Source organism: Variovorax sp. Varisp36 (genome assembly GCF_047304235.1).
Lineage (GTDB): Bacteria > Pseudomonadota > Gammaproteobacteria > Burkholderiales > Burkholderiaceae_C > Variovorax.
Window position 1 is genome coordinate 52,759 of sequence record NZ_JBGLYU010000033.1, and the last position, 13,624, is coordinate 66,382.

Here is a 13,624-nt window from a genome sequence, read left to right on the forward strand (position 1 = left end):
CCTGGATGAAAGCGAAAGCCGCGGTCAGCGGCGGCTGCAGGAGGACGATTCTGACGGCGAACGGCGCGACGGGTGGTCACGCCGGGAACACCGGGGCCTCAGCCGCGCGAAACCGGCTTCGGCGCCACGTCGGTCACATCGCCGGCGCTGCCGCGGATGCGCACCGGGCGTTCCACCGACTCGCCACGCGCCCGCGCATTGGCCACGTCGGCGGCCGTCGGCTCGGCCGGCGGTGCCGCATGGCGAAATTTATCGAAGCCCGAGCGCGGGTTGAAACGCATGACCCAGGGCGTCACGGGCTTGCCCGTGAGACGCCCCCAGGCGTAGCGCACACCCCACACGGCCGCCAGCAGCATGACCGCCACGGCCAGGCTGGCCGCGAAGACCAGTCCCAGAAGCAGAAGAATGACGCGAAAAATGAAATTCATCATCCGACTTTAGGCCGAAGCGGCCGCCGTTGGTTCCCCCGCCTTGCCGAAGGAGAACTGTCCGGGCGACCGGATCGGATCGGTCGTGACCTCGATCGTGTCCTTCGGCCCGAAGCTGCCGTCCAGCAGCAGCTTCGACAGCGGGTTCTCGATGCGCTGCTGGATCGCGCGCTTCAGGGGCCGCGCACCGAACACCGGGTCGAAGCCGACCTTGGCGATCTCCGCCAGCGCCGCTGGCGACACTTCCAGCCCCAGGTCCATCTTCGCGAGCCGCGCCTGCAGCACCTTGAGCTGGATCGCTGCGATCGATTCAATGTTCTTCGCGTCGAGCGCATGGAACACCACGGTCTCGTCGATGCGGTTCAGGAACTCGGGGCGGAAGTAGTTCTTCAGCTCGTCCCACACCGCTTCCTTGATCTCTTCCGAGGGCTTGCCCACCATGGCCTGGATGATGGGCGAGCCGATGTTGCTCGTCATCACGATCACGGTGTTCTTGAAGTCCACCGTGCGGCCCTGGCCGTCGGTCAGGCGCCCATCGTCGAGCACCTGCAGCAGCACGTTGAACACGTCGGGGTGGGCCTTCTCGACCTCGTCGAGCAGCACCACGCTGTAGGGCTTGCGGCGCACGGCTTCCGTGAGGTAGCCGCCCTCCTCGTAGCCCACGTAGCCCGGCGGCGCGCCGATCAGGCGGGCGACCGAGTGCTTCTCCATGAACTCGCTCATGTCGATGCGGATCAGATGGTCTTCGCTGTCGAACAGGAAGCCCGCCAGCGCCTTGCACAGCTCGGTCTTGCCCACGCCCGTGGGGCCGAGGAACAGGAACGAACCCGTGGGACGGTTCGGGTCCGACAGGCCCGAGCGCGAGCGGCGGATCGCGTTGGCGACCGCGCCGATGGCTTCGTCCTGGCCGACCACGCGCTCGTGCAGCTTGTCTTCCATCACGAGCAGCTTGTCGCGCTCGCCCTGCATCAGCTTGGCGACCGGAATGCCGGTGGCGCGTGCCACGACCTCGGCGATCTCTTCGGAGCCGACCTGGGTGCGCAGCAGCGTGGGCGCGCTCGACTTGCCTTTGGTGGCCTCATTGGCTTCGGCTTCCTTCAGGCGCTTTTCGAGCGCGGGCAGCTGGCCGTATTGCAACTCGGCGACCTTGTTGAAGTCGCCCTTGCGCTTCCATTCCTCGATCTGGAACTTGATCTTGTCCACATCCTCGCGCACCTGCGCGCTGCCTTGGGCCTGGGCCTTCTCGGCCTGCCAGATCTCGTCGTAGTCGGCGATTTCCTTCTGCAGCTTCTCGATCTCGCCTTCGATCAGGCCCAGGCGCTTCTGCGAGGCCTCGTCCTTCTCGCGACGCACGGCTTCGCGCTCGATCTGCAGCTGGATCAGGCGGCGGTCGAGGCGGTCCATGACCTCGGGCTTGGAGTCCATCTCGATCTTGATCTTGGCCGCAGCCTCGTCGATCAGGTCGATGGCCTTGTCGGGCAGGAAGCGGTCGGTGATGTAGCGGTCGGACAGCTCGGCCGCGGCCACGATGGCCGGGTCGGTGATCTGCACGCCGTGGTGCACTTCGTACTTCTCCTGCAGGCCGCGCAGGATGGCGATGGTGGCTTCCACGCTGGGCTCGCCCACGATGATCTTCTGGAAGCGGCGCTCCAGCGCGGCGTCCTTCTCGATGTACTTGCGGTATTCGTCGAGCGTGGTGGCACCCACGCAGTGCAGCTCGCCGCGCGCGAGCGCGGGCTTGAGCATGTTGCCTGCGTCCATGGCACCTTCGGCCTTGCCGGCGCCGACCATGGTGTGCAACTCGTCGATGAAGACGATGGTCTGGCCTTCGTCCTTCGCGAGCTCGTTGAGCACGGTCTTCAGGCGTTCCTCGAACTCGCCGCGGAACTTGGCGCCCGCCAGCAGCGCGGCCATGTCGAGCGACAGCACGCGCTTGCCCTTGAGCGACTCGGGCACTTCGCCCGCGACGATGCGCTGCGCGAGGCCTTCGACGATGGCGGTCTTGCCCACGCCGGGTTCGCCGATGAGCACGGGGTTGTTCTTGGTGCGGCGCTGCAGCACCTGGATGGCGCGGCGGATTTCCTCGTCGCGGCCGATGACCGGATCGAGCTTGCCCAGGCGGGCGCGCTCGGTGAGGTCGAGGCAGTATTTCTTGAGGGCTTCGCGCTGGCCTTCGGCATCGGCGCTGTTCACGCCCTGCCCGCCGCGCACGGCGTCGATGGCCGATTCGAGCGACTTGCGGCTCAGGCCGTTCTCCTTGGCGATCTTGCCGATGTCGGCCTTGCTGTCGGCCACGGCGAGCAGAAAGAGTTCGCCCGCGATGAACTGGTCATTGCGCTTGATGGCTTCCTTCTCGGTGGCCTGCAGCAGCTTGCCGAGCTCGGGGCCGACCTGCACGATGTCGTGGCCCTGCACCTGCGGCAGCTTCTTGATGGCGGCCTCGGCCGCCTGCGTCAGGCCCGGTACGTTGACGCCGGCACGCTCCAGCAGGGCGCGTGGGCCGTCGTCCTGGCGCAGCATCGCCAGCAGCAGGTGGGCCGGTTCGATGTAGGCGTTGTCGTTGCCCAGCGCGAGCGACTGTGCGTCGCCCAGCGCTTCCTGAAATTTGGTGGTGAGTTTGTCTTGTCGCATGGTGGTATTCCTGCATCCAAAATAGGGCTGTTCGGGCACGATTCAAGGCTGCCGGCTACGCCGGTGCCGTGGGCACGGCTATTGCACAAGATCCGTTTCCCCTGCCCGTAGGCATTTCTCTCTCTCGAATGGAGTCGATCATGGTTTTTTCAATGCAGCGCGTTCAACCGGTGCGCCGGGCGATCAGCGTGGGCCTCTTTCTAGCCGCGATGGGCCTGTCCGGCCTTGCGCAAGCGCAAAGCGGCACCCCCATCCGCCTGCTCGTGGGCTTCCCCGCCGGCGCCGGAACCGACGCCATTGCACGCACGCTGGGCGAAAAACTCAAGGACGTGCTGGGCGTGCCAGTGGTGGTCGAGAACCGCGCCGGCGCGGGCGGGCAGATCGCGGCGACGGTGCTGAAGTCCTCCCCGGCCGACGGCCACACGCTGTTCCTGTCGCATGACCACACGATATCGATCCTGCCGCAGGTGGTGAAGAACCCGGGCTTCAACCCCGCCACCGACTTCGTGCCCGTGGCCGGCTTCGCCACCTTCGCCAACGTGTTGGCGGTGTCTGGCGGCACGCCTGCCAGGAGCATCGACGAGTACGTGAAGTGGGTCCGCACGCAGAAGGGCGGCAAGGAAACCATCGGCATCCCGGCCCCGGCCTCGATCCCCGAGTTCCTGGTAAAGATGATTTCGGAGAAGTACAAGATCGACGTGCAGCCCGCGCCTTACCGCGGCAGCGCGCCGATGACAGCCGACATGCTGGGCAACCAGATCACCGCGGGCATCGCCTCGGTGCCGGACTTCATCGAGAACCACAAGGCGGGCAAGCTGCGCATCGTGGCCTCCATCGGCGCCAAGCGCCAGGCGGTGATCCCGAACGTGCCGACCTTCACCGAGCTGGGCTTCTCGAACCTGGAAGACCTGCCCTACTACGGCATCTTCGCGCCGGTCGGCACGCCGCAGCCGATCATCGACAAGTACGGCGACGCGCTGCAGAAGGTGCTGGCGATGCCCGACGTGAAGCAGAAGCTGACGACAATGGGGCTGACGGTCGGCTACGAGCCGCAGGGCCAGTTCGCGGGCCGCGTGCGCACGTATACGCAGACGTGGGAGCGGATCATTCAAGCGAGCGGCTTCAAACCCCTCTGACCTCTTGCTCCCTCTCCCCCTCGGGGAGAGGCAACAAGTCAGGCGTTCGGGGCGCTGATTCCCCAGCGCGCCAGCGCCGCGTCGTCGGCCACGCGCGCATCCACCCAGCGGGCGCCTTCGGGCGTCTGCTCTTTCTTCCAGAAAGGCGCCTGGGTCTTGAGGTAGTCCATCAGGAATTCGCAAGCCTCGAAGCTCTGGCCGCGGTGCGCCGACACCACCGCCACCATCATGATCTGGTCCAGCGGCTGCAGCAGGCCCACACGGTGGATCACGCGCGCGCCCAGGATGTCGAAGCGCTTGTGCGCCTCGTCGATCATGGCTTCGATGGCCTTCTCGGTCATGCCGGGGTAGTGCTCCAGCTCCATAGAGGCGACCGTGCTGCCGTCGTTGCGGTCGCGCACGGTCCCCACGAAACTGCAGACGGCGCCCACGCGCTTGTCGCCGGCACGCAACGCGGCGACCTCCTGGCCCAGGTCGAAATCGGCTGTCTGGATCGAAACACGCGCAACGCTCATGTCCGGATTGTGGCATCGCGATAGACTGCGGCAATGCCTTGCCTCGCCACGCTTTTCACAGTGCTTTCGCACGCCGAGAGCCGTTGCGCGTGCCAGGGCAACAATAAAGCCAAAAAACCAAAGCTCGTCTGACCGGAGCCGAGGTTCCGTCGTCGGATGAGCGACGGAACCTGCAAAAGGCTTTGGCCCCTTTCGGGTTGTGCGCGCATCGGACGATGGTTCGTTCCATCGGTCGATTCCTGAAAGGAAGCCCGCGTGCCTCAACAACAACCAAGCTCCACCACCCCTGATTTCTCCGGCTTCTGGGTGGCCCTCGTTACCCCGTTCCGCGACGGCGCGGTGGACCATGCCGCCCTCGCCGCGCTGACGCGGCGGCTCGCCGGCGATGGCGTGACCGGCTTCGTGCCCTGCGGCTCGACCGGCGAGGCCGCCGCGCTCGATGAAGCCGAGCAACTGGCCGTGCTCGATACCGTGCTGGCCGCGGCCGGCGGACTGCCGGTGGTCATGGGCATTTCCGGCTATCACCTGGGCAAGGCCACGGCCTGGGCGCGCAAGCTCTCCGAACGCCCGCTGGCGGGCCTGCTGGTGGCTGCGCCGCACTACGTACGGCCGTCGCAGGCCGGCCTGCTCGAATGGTTCCGCACCATCGCCGATGCCAGCACGGTGCCGGTGCTGGTCTACGACATTCCCTATCGCACCGGCGTCACCATCGCCAGCGACACGCTGCTGGCGCTGGCCGAACATCCGCGTATCCGCGGCATCAAGGACTGCGGCGGCGACATGGCCAAGACGCGCGCCGTGATCGCCGACGGTCGGCTGCAGGTGCTGTCGGGCGAGGATCACCAGATCTTCGGCACCATGGCCGAAGGCGGCGCGGGCGCCATCGCGGCCAGCGGCAATGTGCAGACGCGCCGCTTCGTGCGGCTGGTGCGCCTGCTGGCGGACAACCGGTTGGCCGAGGCGCGCGCCGAATGGCAGGCGCTGCAGCCGCTGGTGGAGATGCTCTTTGCCGAACCGAATCCCGGCCCGCTGAAGGCGCTGCTGGCGCACGCGGGCGAAATGCAGGACGAATTGCGCTCGCCGATGACCCGTGCGTCCGACGGCCTGCGCGAGCGCCTCGCGGCCCTGGACGGGCGCCTCAACCGCCCGTGACGGGTGGAAAGAATGCGACTTCGCAGCCTTCGCTCAGGGCGGCGGCTTCGTCGCTCATCATCTGGTCGAGCGCCATGCGCACCGCCTTGCCGCGTGCAAGCGCGGTGGCGTAGGCGCCACCGCGGGCGATGAGCTCGTCGCGCAGGGCCGAAAGCGTCCCGGCCTTCGTGTCGACGGTTTCGCCGCTGCTGGAAAGGGCTTCGCGCACCGAGGCGAAGTAACGGATCTGGATCTTCATACGATTCAGGCGAGCAGCGATGCGAAGGGAATGAAGTCGACGGTGTCGCCTGCCTTGATCGTCTGGCCGGCAGGGTTGTCGACCAAGCCGTCACCCCAGACCATCGAGGTCAGCACACCCGAGCTCTGGTTGCCGAACAGGTCGAGGCCACCGTCCGCGTTGCGCCGCGTGCGCAGGAACTCCCGGCGCTTGTCGGCGCGCAACCAGTCGAAATCGGCGCGCATCTTCACCGCTTCCGGCGCGACGCGCGCGGCGCCCTGCAGCGCCAGCAGGAAGGGCCGCACGAGCATCAGGAAGGTCAGGAAGCTCGACACCGGATTGCCGGGCAACCCCGTCACATGGCAGGCGCCCTGCCCGTTGCTGCGCGCGATCGAGCCATAGGCGAAAGGCTTGCCGGGCTTCATCGACAGCGACCAGAGCCGCAGCTCGCCCAGCGATTGCAGCGCCGCGCGGATGTGGTCTTCCTCGCCGACGGAGACGCCGCCGGTGGTGATGATCAGCTCGCTCGTCTCCGCCGCATCGCGCAGTGCGGCGATGGTGGCTTCGCGGTCGTCGGGCACGATGCCCAGGTCGTTCACTTCGCAGCCCAGGCGGCGCAGGAGGGCCCGCATGAAGAAGCGGTTGGAGTTGTAGATGGCGCCAGGCTTCATCGCGTCGGGTGCGACCTCGCCGGGCATCACCAGTTCGTCGCCAGTGGAGAGCATGGCCACACGCGGCTTGCGGGCCACCTGCAGGCGGTCGAAGCCCACGCTGGCCGCAAGGCCGAGCGCGGCGGGGGTGAGGCGCTCGCCCTTCCTCAGCACGACATCGCCCGAGGCCACGTCTTCGCCCGCGCGACGGATCCATTGGCCGGCAGCGGGAACGACGGCGATACGCACCGAGCCCAGGCTGCCTTCCTGCGGCATTGCCGTGGTGTCTTCCTGCATCACGACGGTGTCGGCGCCTTCGGGGATCTGCGCACCCGTGAAGATGCGCGCGGCGCTGCCGGCCGCGAGCGGCGTGCCGACGGTGCCTGCGGGGATGCGCTGCGTCACCTTCAGTTCGGCGCCCGGTGCGGCACAGTCGGCCGCGCGCACGGCATAGCCGTCCATCGCACTGTTATCGCGCGGCGGCACGGTGAGGCCGGAGACGAGGTCCTGCGCCAGCACACGGCCGTCGGCGTCAAAGGTACCGACGCTCTCGGCGGGCAGCTTCGGCAATGCCTTCGCGAGCAGAACCGCAATCGCCTCGTCGAGCGGCATCAGCGGCGGGCGCGAGGATGAAGCGGCAAAAGGAATGGGTGAGTCAGCCATGGTGATCGGGGTTGTATTCGAAGCGATCGCCGCTGTCGATCAACCACCTCGCAATGGCCTCGGCGTCGTTGAGGTCGAACAACGGCCGCTCGGTGGGCAATGGCAGGCTGGCTGGCGCATCGGTGGCCACGGCGACGACGAAAGGATCGTCGGTGTACAGCACAGGCCGCGACGGCTCGCCCGCTTCCGGCAGCCGCCAGACCTCGATCTTGAGCACGTCACTGTGCCGGAACCCCTCGACCAGCACCCAGTCGGCAGCCGGGTGCACCTCGGCCAGCAATTGGTGCACGCTGAGTTCGACGGGAGCCTCGAACTCGCGCATCACAGCCAGCCGCTTGTCGGAGGCGACCACCACCTCGAAGGCACCCGCCTCGCGGTGGCGGTAGGTGTCCTTGCCGGGATGGTCGATGTCGAACTTGTGGTGCGCGTGCTTGACGACCGACACGCGCTGGCCGAGCCGCTTGAGCGCCGGTATCAGGCGCTCAAGCAGCGTGGTCTTGCCCGCGCCCGAATAGCCGGCGAAACCGACGACTTTCATGTCCCGGCGCGACCGCAGTCAGTCACAGTTTTCGGCGATGTAGGCCTTGACGGCCTCGGCATCCGCAGGCAACTTGACGACGCGCTTGGGCAGCGCCTCGATGCCTTCGAACTTCTTCGGCCGCGCGGGCTCCGCCCCGAGCGCCTCGACCAGCGTGGCCGCAAACTTGATCGGCAGCGCCGTTTCGAGCACCACCATCGGCACGCCGGGCACGAGCTGTTCGCGCGCAGCCTTCAGGCCATCTGCCGTGTGCGGGTCGACCAGCGTGGCAAAGCGCTTGTCGGTGTCGCGAATGGTGGCCAGGCGGTCGGCGTGCGTGCTGCGGCCGCTCTTGAAGCCGAAGCGTTCGGCGGCCTGCTTGAACGCCGGATCGGCACTGAGGTCGAAGCTGCCCTGCAGGCCCAGGTCGTCCACGAACAGCTTGCGCAGCTTGGCCGCATCGCGCCCGACAAGGTCGAACACGAAGCGCTCGAAGTTGCTGGCCTTGCTGATGTCCATCGACGGGCTGGAGGTTTCGTGCGTGTCGACGGCCGCACGCACGCGGTAGACGCCGGTGCGGAAGAACTCGTCGAGCACGTCGTTCTCGTTGGTGGCGACCACCAGGGTCTGGATCGGCAGGCCCATCATGCGGGCCACGTGGCCCGCGCAGACGTTGCCGAAGTTGCCCGAGGGCACAGTGAAGCTCACCGGCTTGTCGTTGCTCGCGGTGGCCTGGAAATAGCCCGCGAAGTAGTAGACGACCTGCGCCAGCAGCCGCGCCCAGTTGATCGAGTTGACCGTGCCGATGCGGTACTTGCGCTTGAAGCCCAGGTCGTTCGACACCGCCTTGACGATGTCCTGGCAATCGTCGAACACGCCGGTGATGGCGATGTTGTGGATGTTCTCGTCCTGCAGGCTGAACATCTGCGCCTGCTGGAACGGGCTCATGCGGCCGTCGGGCGAGGTCATGAAGACACGCACGCCCTTCTTGCCGCGCATGGCGTATTCGGCCGCGCTGCCGGTGTCGCCGCTGGTCGCGCCCAGGATGTTGAGCTCCGCGCCGCGGCGGGCCAGTTCGTACTCGAACAGGTTGCCGAGCAGTTGCATCGCCATGTCCTTGAAGGCCAGCGTGGGGCCGTTGGACAGGGCTTCGAGGTACACGCCGTCCTCGAGCTCGCGCAGCGGCACGATCTCGTCGGTGCCAAACACTTCGGCGGTGTAGGTCTTCGCGCAGATCGCTTTCAGGTCGGCGGCCGGAATGTCGTCGATGTAGAGCGAGAGGATCTCGAACGCCAGTTCGGCGTACGGCAGCGCGCGCCATTTGGCGAGCGTGGCAGTGTCGACCTGCGGATACGCCTCGGGCAGATAGAGGCCGCCATCGGGCGCAAGGCCTTCGAGGAGAATTTCGCAGAAGCGCTTGCGGTCCGGATGGCCGCGGGTGCTCAGGTAGTTCACTTCAACTCTTCCTTGCGGATGCGCACGATGGGTTCGAGCACGGTGGGCAGCGCCTGCAGCTCGGCCATCACGTCGTTGACGGTGCCTTCGCGCGCGTCGTGCGTGAGGATGATCAGGTCGGTCTGCGTGGAACCTTCGCCGCCCACCTCGTCGGCTTCGCGCTGCAGCACGGCATCGATGCTGATACCGGCGGTGGCCAGCAGGCCCGTGACCTTGGCTAGCACGCCGGCCTGGTCGGCCACGCGCAGGCGCAGGTAGTAGCTGGTGACGACTTCCGACATCGGCAGCACCTTCAGGTCGCTCATCGCGTCGGGATGGAAGGCCAGGTGCGGCACGCGGTGCGCGGCGTCGGCAGTATGCAGGCGGGTGATGTCGACGAGGTCGGCGATCACGGCGCTGGCGGTCGGCTCGCTGCCTGCGCCTTTGCCGTAGTAGAGCGTGGTGCCCACGGCGTCGCCGTGCACCACCACCGCGTTCATCGCACCTTCGACGTTGGCCAGCAGGCGCTTCGAGGGCACCAGCGAGGGGTGCACGCGCAGTTCGATGCCCTTGGCAGTGCGCTTGGTCACGCCCAGCAGCTTGATGCGATAGCCCAACTGCTCGGCGTACCTGATGTCCTGCGCAGCGAGCTTGGTGATGCCCTCGATGTGGGCCTTGTCGAACTGCACCGGAATGCCGAAGGCGATGGCACTCATCAGCGTGACCTTGTGGCCGGCGTCGACGCCCTCGATGTCGAAGGTCGGGTCGGCTTCGGCGTAGCCCAGGCGTTGCGCTTCCTTCAGCACGGTCGCGAAGTCCAGGCCCTTGTCGCGCATCTCGGACAGGATGAAGTTGGTGGTTCCGTTGATGATGCCGGCCAGCCACTGGATGCTGTTGGCCGTGAGGCCTTCACGCAGCGCCTTGATGATCGGGATGCCGCCGGCCACCGCCGCCTCGAAGGCCACCATCACGCCCTTGGCGTGCGCGGCCGCGAAGATCTCGGTGCCGTGCACGGCGAGCAATGCCTTGTTGGCCGTGACCACGTGCTTGCCGGCCGCAATGGCCTCGAGCACCAGCTGCTTGGCGATGCCGTAGCCGCCGATCAGCTCGATGACGATGTCGATGTCGGGGTTGGCGATGACTTCGCGCGCATCGCTGACCACCTTGACGCTTTCGCCGGCCACTTCGCGGGCGCGGGCAGTGTCGAGGTCGGCCACCATGGTGATCTCGATGCCGCGGCCAGCGCGGCGCTTGATCTCTTCCTGGTTGCGCTGGAGCACCTTGAAGGTGCCGCTGCCGACCGTGCCTGCGCCGAGCAGGCCTACTTGGATGGGTTTCATTGGGAGAGTCGCGTTCATGGTTTCGATGGGGTGGCGGCAGCAGTGATGCAGGCAGGCTTCATGGCCGCGACTGGCGGCGCAGGCGGTACTGCTCCAGGAACCTCGCGATGCGGTTGATGGCCTCGCGCAGGTCGTCTTCATGGGGCAGGAACACGATGCGGAAGTGATCCGGCGTGGCCCAGTTGAAGCCGGTGCCCTGCACCAGCATCACGCGGGTTTCCTTCAGCAGCTCGAGGAAGAACTGGCGATCATCCTCGATCGGATAGACCTCGGGATCGAGCTTGGGGAACATGTAGAGCGCGGCGCTCGGCTTGACACAGCTCACGCCCGGAATGGCGGTGATGAGTTCGTAGGCCAGGTCGCGCTGGCGGCGCAGCCGGCCGCCCTCGCACACGAGGTCGTTGATGCTCTGGTAGCCGCCGAGCGCCGTCTGGATGGCCCACTGGCCGGGCACGTTGGCGCACAGGCGCATGTTCGAGAGCATGTTCAGGCCCTCGATGTAGTCCTGCGCGCTGCGCTTGTCGCCCGAAACCACCAGCCAGCCGGCGCGGTAGCCGCACGAGCGGTAGCTCTTGGAGAGCGAGTTGAAGGTGAGCGTGAGCACGTCGGTCGACAGGCTGGCGATGGCGGTGTGCTTCACGCCGTCGTACAGCACCTTGTCGTAGACCTCGTCGGCGAAGATCACGAGGCCGTGCTCGCGCGCGATGGCCACGATGCTCTTGAGCAGTTCGTCGGAATACAGCGCACCGGTCGGGTTGTTCGGGTTGATGACCACGATGCCCTTGGTGCGCGGCGTGATCTTGGCGCGGATGTCGTCGAGATTCGGCATCCAGCCGTTGGCCTCGTCGCACAGGTAGTGCACCGGCGTGCCGCCCGACAGGCTCGTGGAGGCGGTCCACAGCGGGTAGTCGGGGGCCGGCAGCAGCAGTTCGTCGCCGTCGTTGAGCAGCGCATTGGTGGACATGGCGATCAGCTCGCTGGCGCCGTTGCCGAGGTAGATGTCGTCGAGCGTGACGCCCGCGATGCCCTGCTTCTGCGTCTCGTGCATCACCGCCTTGCGTGCCGCGAAGACGCCCTTGCTGTCCGAATAGCCGGCCGAGGTGGGCAGGTTGCGGATCATGTCCTGCTGGATTTCCTCGGGAGCATCGAAACCGAACACGGCGAGGTTGCCGATGTTGAGCTTGATGATCTTCTGGCCGTCCTCTTCCATCTGCTTGGCGGCATCCATGATGGGACCGCGGATGTCATAGAGAACGTTGGCCAGCTTGGCCGATTTCTTGAGCTGCTTCAAAGGGCCCTCCCGGGCGCGGAAATTAACGGGTTGACGGGGTGCTTACTCGAAGGCAAAGGCCCTTGCGAGCCCCGTGGCACTAGGGAAAACCTATAATTTGACCACAGTTCCCAGTGCCCAGATGAAGCTCCAGCCCGACAAATCCGACGCCCAGTCCCTTACCGCGCACGGCCCCGGCTGGGTGGCGATCAACAACGAAAAAGTCGAAGGCAGCGTGGTAGTGGGCTCGCGCGGCGAGCGCTTCGAATGGAATTGCTCGAGCTTCGACCAGCTCGGCGCCGAACATTTCGAGCAACTGGCCTCCCTGGGCGCGGAATTGATCATTTTCGGCAGCGGAAACCGCATCCGCTTTCCCCAACCCGGCTGGCTGAAACCCCTGATGGCGCAACGCACCGGTGTCGAGACCATGGACACCGCTGCAGCCTGCCGAACCTACAACATCCTGGCTGGAGAAGGCCGGCACGTGATCGCCGCCCTGCTGGTCGAGAGCCCGCCGCGTGGCTGAGAGAGGTGTTTTCGGGGTAAAATACCGGGTTGCGAACAGGCCAGCTACCCCTAAGTTAGCAACGACCAATCCTCCATTCCTTGAGCAAGTCCCGTCCGAAACGGGGCGAGAGGGCTCAGGAACGGAATCTAACGGAGAAAACAAGTTTCATGGCGATCGTTGTCAACAAACCCATTCCTGAATTCGACGCCAACGCCACGGGCGGCCTCAAGGTCTCGAATACCTCGCATCTCGGCCATGTGCTGGTCATGTATTTTTACCCGAAAGATAACACTCCGGGTTGCACTACCGAAGCCATGCAGTTCCGCGACCGCTACAAGGACTTCGAAAAGGCCGGCGCCACGGTGTTCGGCGTATCCCGCGACAACATGAAGTCGCACGACGAGTTCAAGGCCAAGCTCGAGCTGCCCTTCGAACTCATCGCCGACACCGAAGAAAAAATGTGCCACATGTTCGGCGTGGTCAAGAACAAGATCATGTACGGCAAGAAGGTCAAGGGCATCGAACGCAGCACCTTCCTGATCGGCGCCGACGGCATCCTGAAGGCCGAATGGCGCGGGCTCAAGGTTCCCGGCCATGTCGACGACGTGCTCAAGGCCGTCAAGGCACTCAAGAAGGCCGCCTGACCGCCTCCCGGCGAGCCGGCCGTGCGCTTTTCCGCTCTTGCGTGGGAAATGCCCAACGCAGTGCGTAAAGTGCCTCCGGCGCGTCATCCGCGGTGTGCATAATGGGCTCATGCCGTTGAGCTCCACGACCGCATCCCCCGAACAAAGCCGCCTTGGTCTTCAGGCGGCTTTTTTGTTTTCTGGTTCCCACTTTCTGCGAGCGATCTGACACATGCCATTGCCTCCCGCCCCCACGAAACGCGCTGCATTGCTCTCGCCGGACGCGATCGACGCACCCGCCCGGTCCTCGCACAGGGGTTCGCGCCGTTCCGGCGATTCGCGCGCTGACGAGACCACGGCGCGCAGCCCGCAGCCGCTGGAACTGTTCGACAGCCTCGGCACCGACAGTGCCGGCGGCGGCGACACTGTGCGCCCGGCACGCCGGGCCAAGTCGAAACCGGCGACCGCACCCGTGAGCGCGCCCCAGCCGCAAGCCCTCATCCAGGTCGAGACGAAGGCACCGGTCGTCGCCGCCCCCCC

General features: G+C 66.1%; 13 protein-coding genes and 1 pseudogene. 5 read left to right on the top strand and 9 right to left on the bottom strand.

Translation table 11 applies throughout. The annotated features are described in order from the left end of the window. Positions 1-98 precede the first annotated feature (98 nt). Both ACCD11_RS19400 and clpB read right to left on the bottom strand, forming a co-directional pair. Positions 99-428, bottom strand: coding sequence for a hypothetical protein (locus ACCD11_RS19400; RefSeq protein WP_413315096.1), 330 nt, complete (start codon positions 426-428; stop codon positions 99-101). Between the two features lie 9 nt (positions 429-437). After that, complete coding sequence (clpB, locus tag ACCD11_RS19405) at positions 438-3,059, bottom strand: ATP-dependent chaperone ClpB (protein ID WP_413315097.1); 2,622 nt, start codon at positions 3,057-3,059, stop codon at positions 438-440. 140 nt (positions 3,060-3,199) lie between these two features. Between clpB and ACCD11_RS19410 the strand changes: the two genes are divergently transcribed. Next, the gene (locus tag ACCD11_RS19410; RefSeq protein ID WP_413315098.1) at positions 3,200-4,195 is read left to right on the top strand and encodes a Bug family tripartite tricarboxylate transporter substrate binding protein; all 996 of its coding nucleotides are present in this window, start codon (positions 3,200-3,202) and stop codon (positions 4,193-4,195) included. Between the two features lie 38 nt (positions 4,196-4,233). Here the strand turns inward: ACCD11_RS19410 and ACCD11_RS19415 are convergent, their stop codons facing one another. Beyond that, on the bottom strand, positions 4,234-4,710 hold the full coding sequence (locus tag ACCD11_RS19415) for a molybdenum cofactor biosynthesis protein MoaE (RefSeq protein WP_413315099.1): 477 nt from the start codon (positions 4,708-4,710) through the stop codon (positions 4,234-4,236). A gap of 255 nt (positions 4,711-4,965) precedes the next feature. On the opposite strand from ACCD11_RS19415, the gene dapA reads away from it, so the two are divergent. Next, positions 4,966-5,862: a 4-hydroxy-tetrahydrodipicolinate synthase gene (gene dapA / locus ACCD11_RS19420; protein WP_413315100.1), complete on the top strand. Its 897-nt coding sequence runs from the start codon at positions 4,966-4,968 to the stop codon at positions 5,860-5,862. On the opposite strand, the gene ACCD11_RS19425 is transcribed toward dapA, so the two are convergent. The 6 genes from ACCD11_RS19425 to ACCD11_RS19450 are packed head-to-tail and all read right to left on the bottom strand — an operon-like array spanning position 5,849 to position 11,974. Further along, positions 5,849-6,100 carry a MoaD/ThiS family protein gene (locus ACCD11_RS19425; protein ID WP_413315101.1) on the bottom strand — a complete coding sequence of 84 codons (252 nt, stop codon included), beginning with the start codon at positions 6,098-6,100 and terminating at the stop codon, positions 5,849-5,851. The genes dapA and ACCD11_RS19425 overlap by 14 nt on opposite strands. Positions 6,101-6,105: 5 nt before the next feature. Next, the gene (gene glp, locus ACCD11_RS19430) at positions 6,106-7,392 is read right to left on the bottom strand and encodes a gephyrin-like molybdotransferase Glp (protein WP_413315102.1); all 1,287 of its coding nucleotides are present in this window, start codon (positions 7,390-7,392) and stop codon (positions 6,106-6,108) included. Continuing rightward, positions 7,385-7,930: a molybdopterin-guanine dinucleotide biosynthesis protein B gene (gene mobB, locus ACCD11_RS19435; RefSeq protein ID WP_413315103.1), complete on the bottom strand. Its 546-nt coding sequence runs from the start codon at positions 7,928-7,930 to the stop codon at positions 7,385-7,387. The genes glp and mobB overlap by 8 nt, the downstream gene beginning before the upstream one ends. 18 nt (positions 7,931-7,948) lie before the next feature. Then, positions 7,949-9,364: a threonine synthase gene (gene thrC, locus ACCD11_RS19440; RefSeq protein ID WP_413315104.1), complete on the bottom strand. Its 1,416-nt coding sequence runs from the start codon at positions 9,362-9,364 to the stop codon at positions 7,949-7,951. Beyond that, on the bottom strand, positions 9,361-10,683 hold the full coding sequence (locus ACCD11_RS19445; RefSeq protein ID WP_007830808.1) for a homoserine dehydrogenase: 1,323 nt from the start codon (positions 10,681-10,683) through the stop codon (positions 9,361-9,363). Before ACCD11_RS19445 ends, thrC begins: the two co-directional genes overlap by 4 nt. A 58-nt stretch (positions 10,684-10,741) precedes the next feature. After that, positions 10,742-11,974 (bottom strand): pyridoxal phosphate-dependent aminotransferase, encoded by a 1,233-nt coding sequence (locus tag ACCD11_RS19450; protein ID WP_413315105.1) that lies wholly within the window; start codon positions 11,972-11,974, stop codon positions 10,742-10,744. A gap of 121 nt (positions 11,975-12,095) precedes the next feature. Between ACCD11_RS19450 and ACCD11_RS19455 the strand changes: the two genes are divergently transcribed. From ACCD11_RS19455 to ACCD11_RS19465, 3 genes and pseudogenes are all read left to right on the top strand, one after another. Beyond that, positions 12,096-12,479, top strand: coding sequence for an Mth938-like domain-containing protein (locus ACCD11_RS19455; RefSeq protein ID WP_056590750.1), 384 nt, complete (start codon positions 12,096-12,098; stop codon positions 12,477-12,479). 149 nt (positions 12,480-12,628) lie between these two features. Next, positions 12,629-13,105 carry a peroxiredoxin gene (locus tag ACCD11_RS19460; RefSeq protein WP_007830801.1) on the top strand — a complete coding sequence of 159 codons (477 nt, stop codon included), beginning with the start codon at positions 12,629-12,631 and terminating at the stop codon, positions 13,103-13,105. 211 nt (positions 13,106-13,316) lie between these two features. After that, positions 13,317-13,624 (top strand): annotated as a pseudogene (locus ACCD11_RS19465) (PhoH family protein); the annotation flags it as partial.

What these genes read in the sequence shown, in the direction of transcription:
- clpB (WP_413315097.1), bottom strand. Translation starts at nt 3,059, where the DNA reads ATGCGACAAGACAAACTCACCACCAAATTTCAGGAAGCGCTGGGCGAC.
- ACCD11_RS19400 (WP_413315096.1), bottom strand. Translation starts at nt 428, where the DNA reads ATGAATTTCATTTTTCGCGTCATTCTTCTGCTTCTGGGACTGGTCTTC.
- ACCD11_RS19460 (WP_007830801.1), top strand. Translation starts at nt 12,629, where the DNA reads ATGGCGATCGTTGTCAACAAACCCATTCCTGAATTCGACGCCAACGCC.
- ACCD11_RS19455 (WP_056590750.1), top strand. Translation starts at nt 12,096, where the DNA reads ATGAAGCTCCAGCCCGACAAATCCGACGCCCAGTCCCTTACCGCGCAC.
- glp (WP_413315102.1), bottom strand. Translation starts at nt 7,392, where the DNA reads ATGGCTGACTCACCCATTCCTTTTGCCGCTTCATCCTCGCGCCCGCCG.
- ACCD11_RS19410 (WP_413315098.1), top strand. Translation starts at nt 3,200, where the DNA reads ATGGTTTTTTCAATGCAGCGCGTTCAACCGGTGCGCCGGGCGATCAGC.
- mobB (WP_413315103.1), bottom strand. Translation starts at nt 7,930, where the DNA reads ATGAAAGTCGTCGGTTTCGCCGGCTATTCGGGCGCGGGCAAGACCACG.
- ACCD11_RS19445 (WP_007830808.1), bottom strand. Translation starts at nt 10,683, where the DNA reads ATGAAACCCATCCAAGTAGGCCTGCTCGGCGCAGGCACGGTCGGCAGC.
- ACCD11_RS19425 (WP_413315101.1), bottom strand. Translation starts at nt 6,100, where the DNA reads ATGAAGATCCAGATCCGTTACTTCGCCTCGGTGCGCGAAGCCCTTTCC.
- ACCD11_RS19415 (WP_413315099.1), bottom strand. Translation starts at nt 4,710, where the DNA reads ATGAGCGTTGCGCGTGTTTCGATCCAGACAGCCGATTTCGACCTGGGC.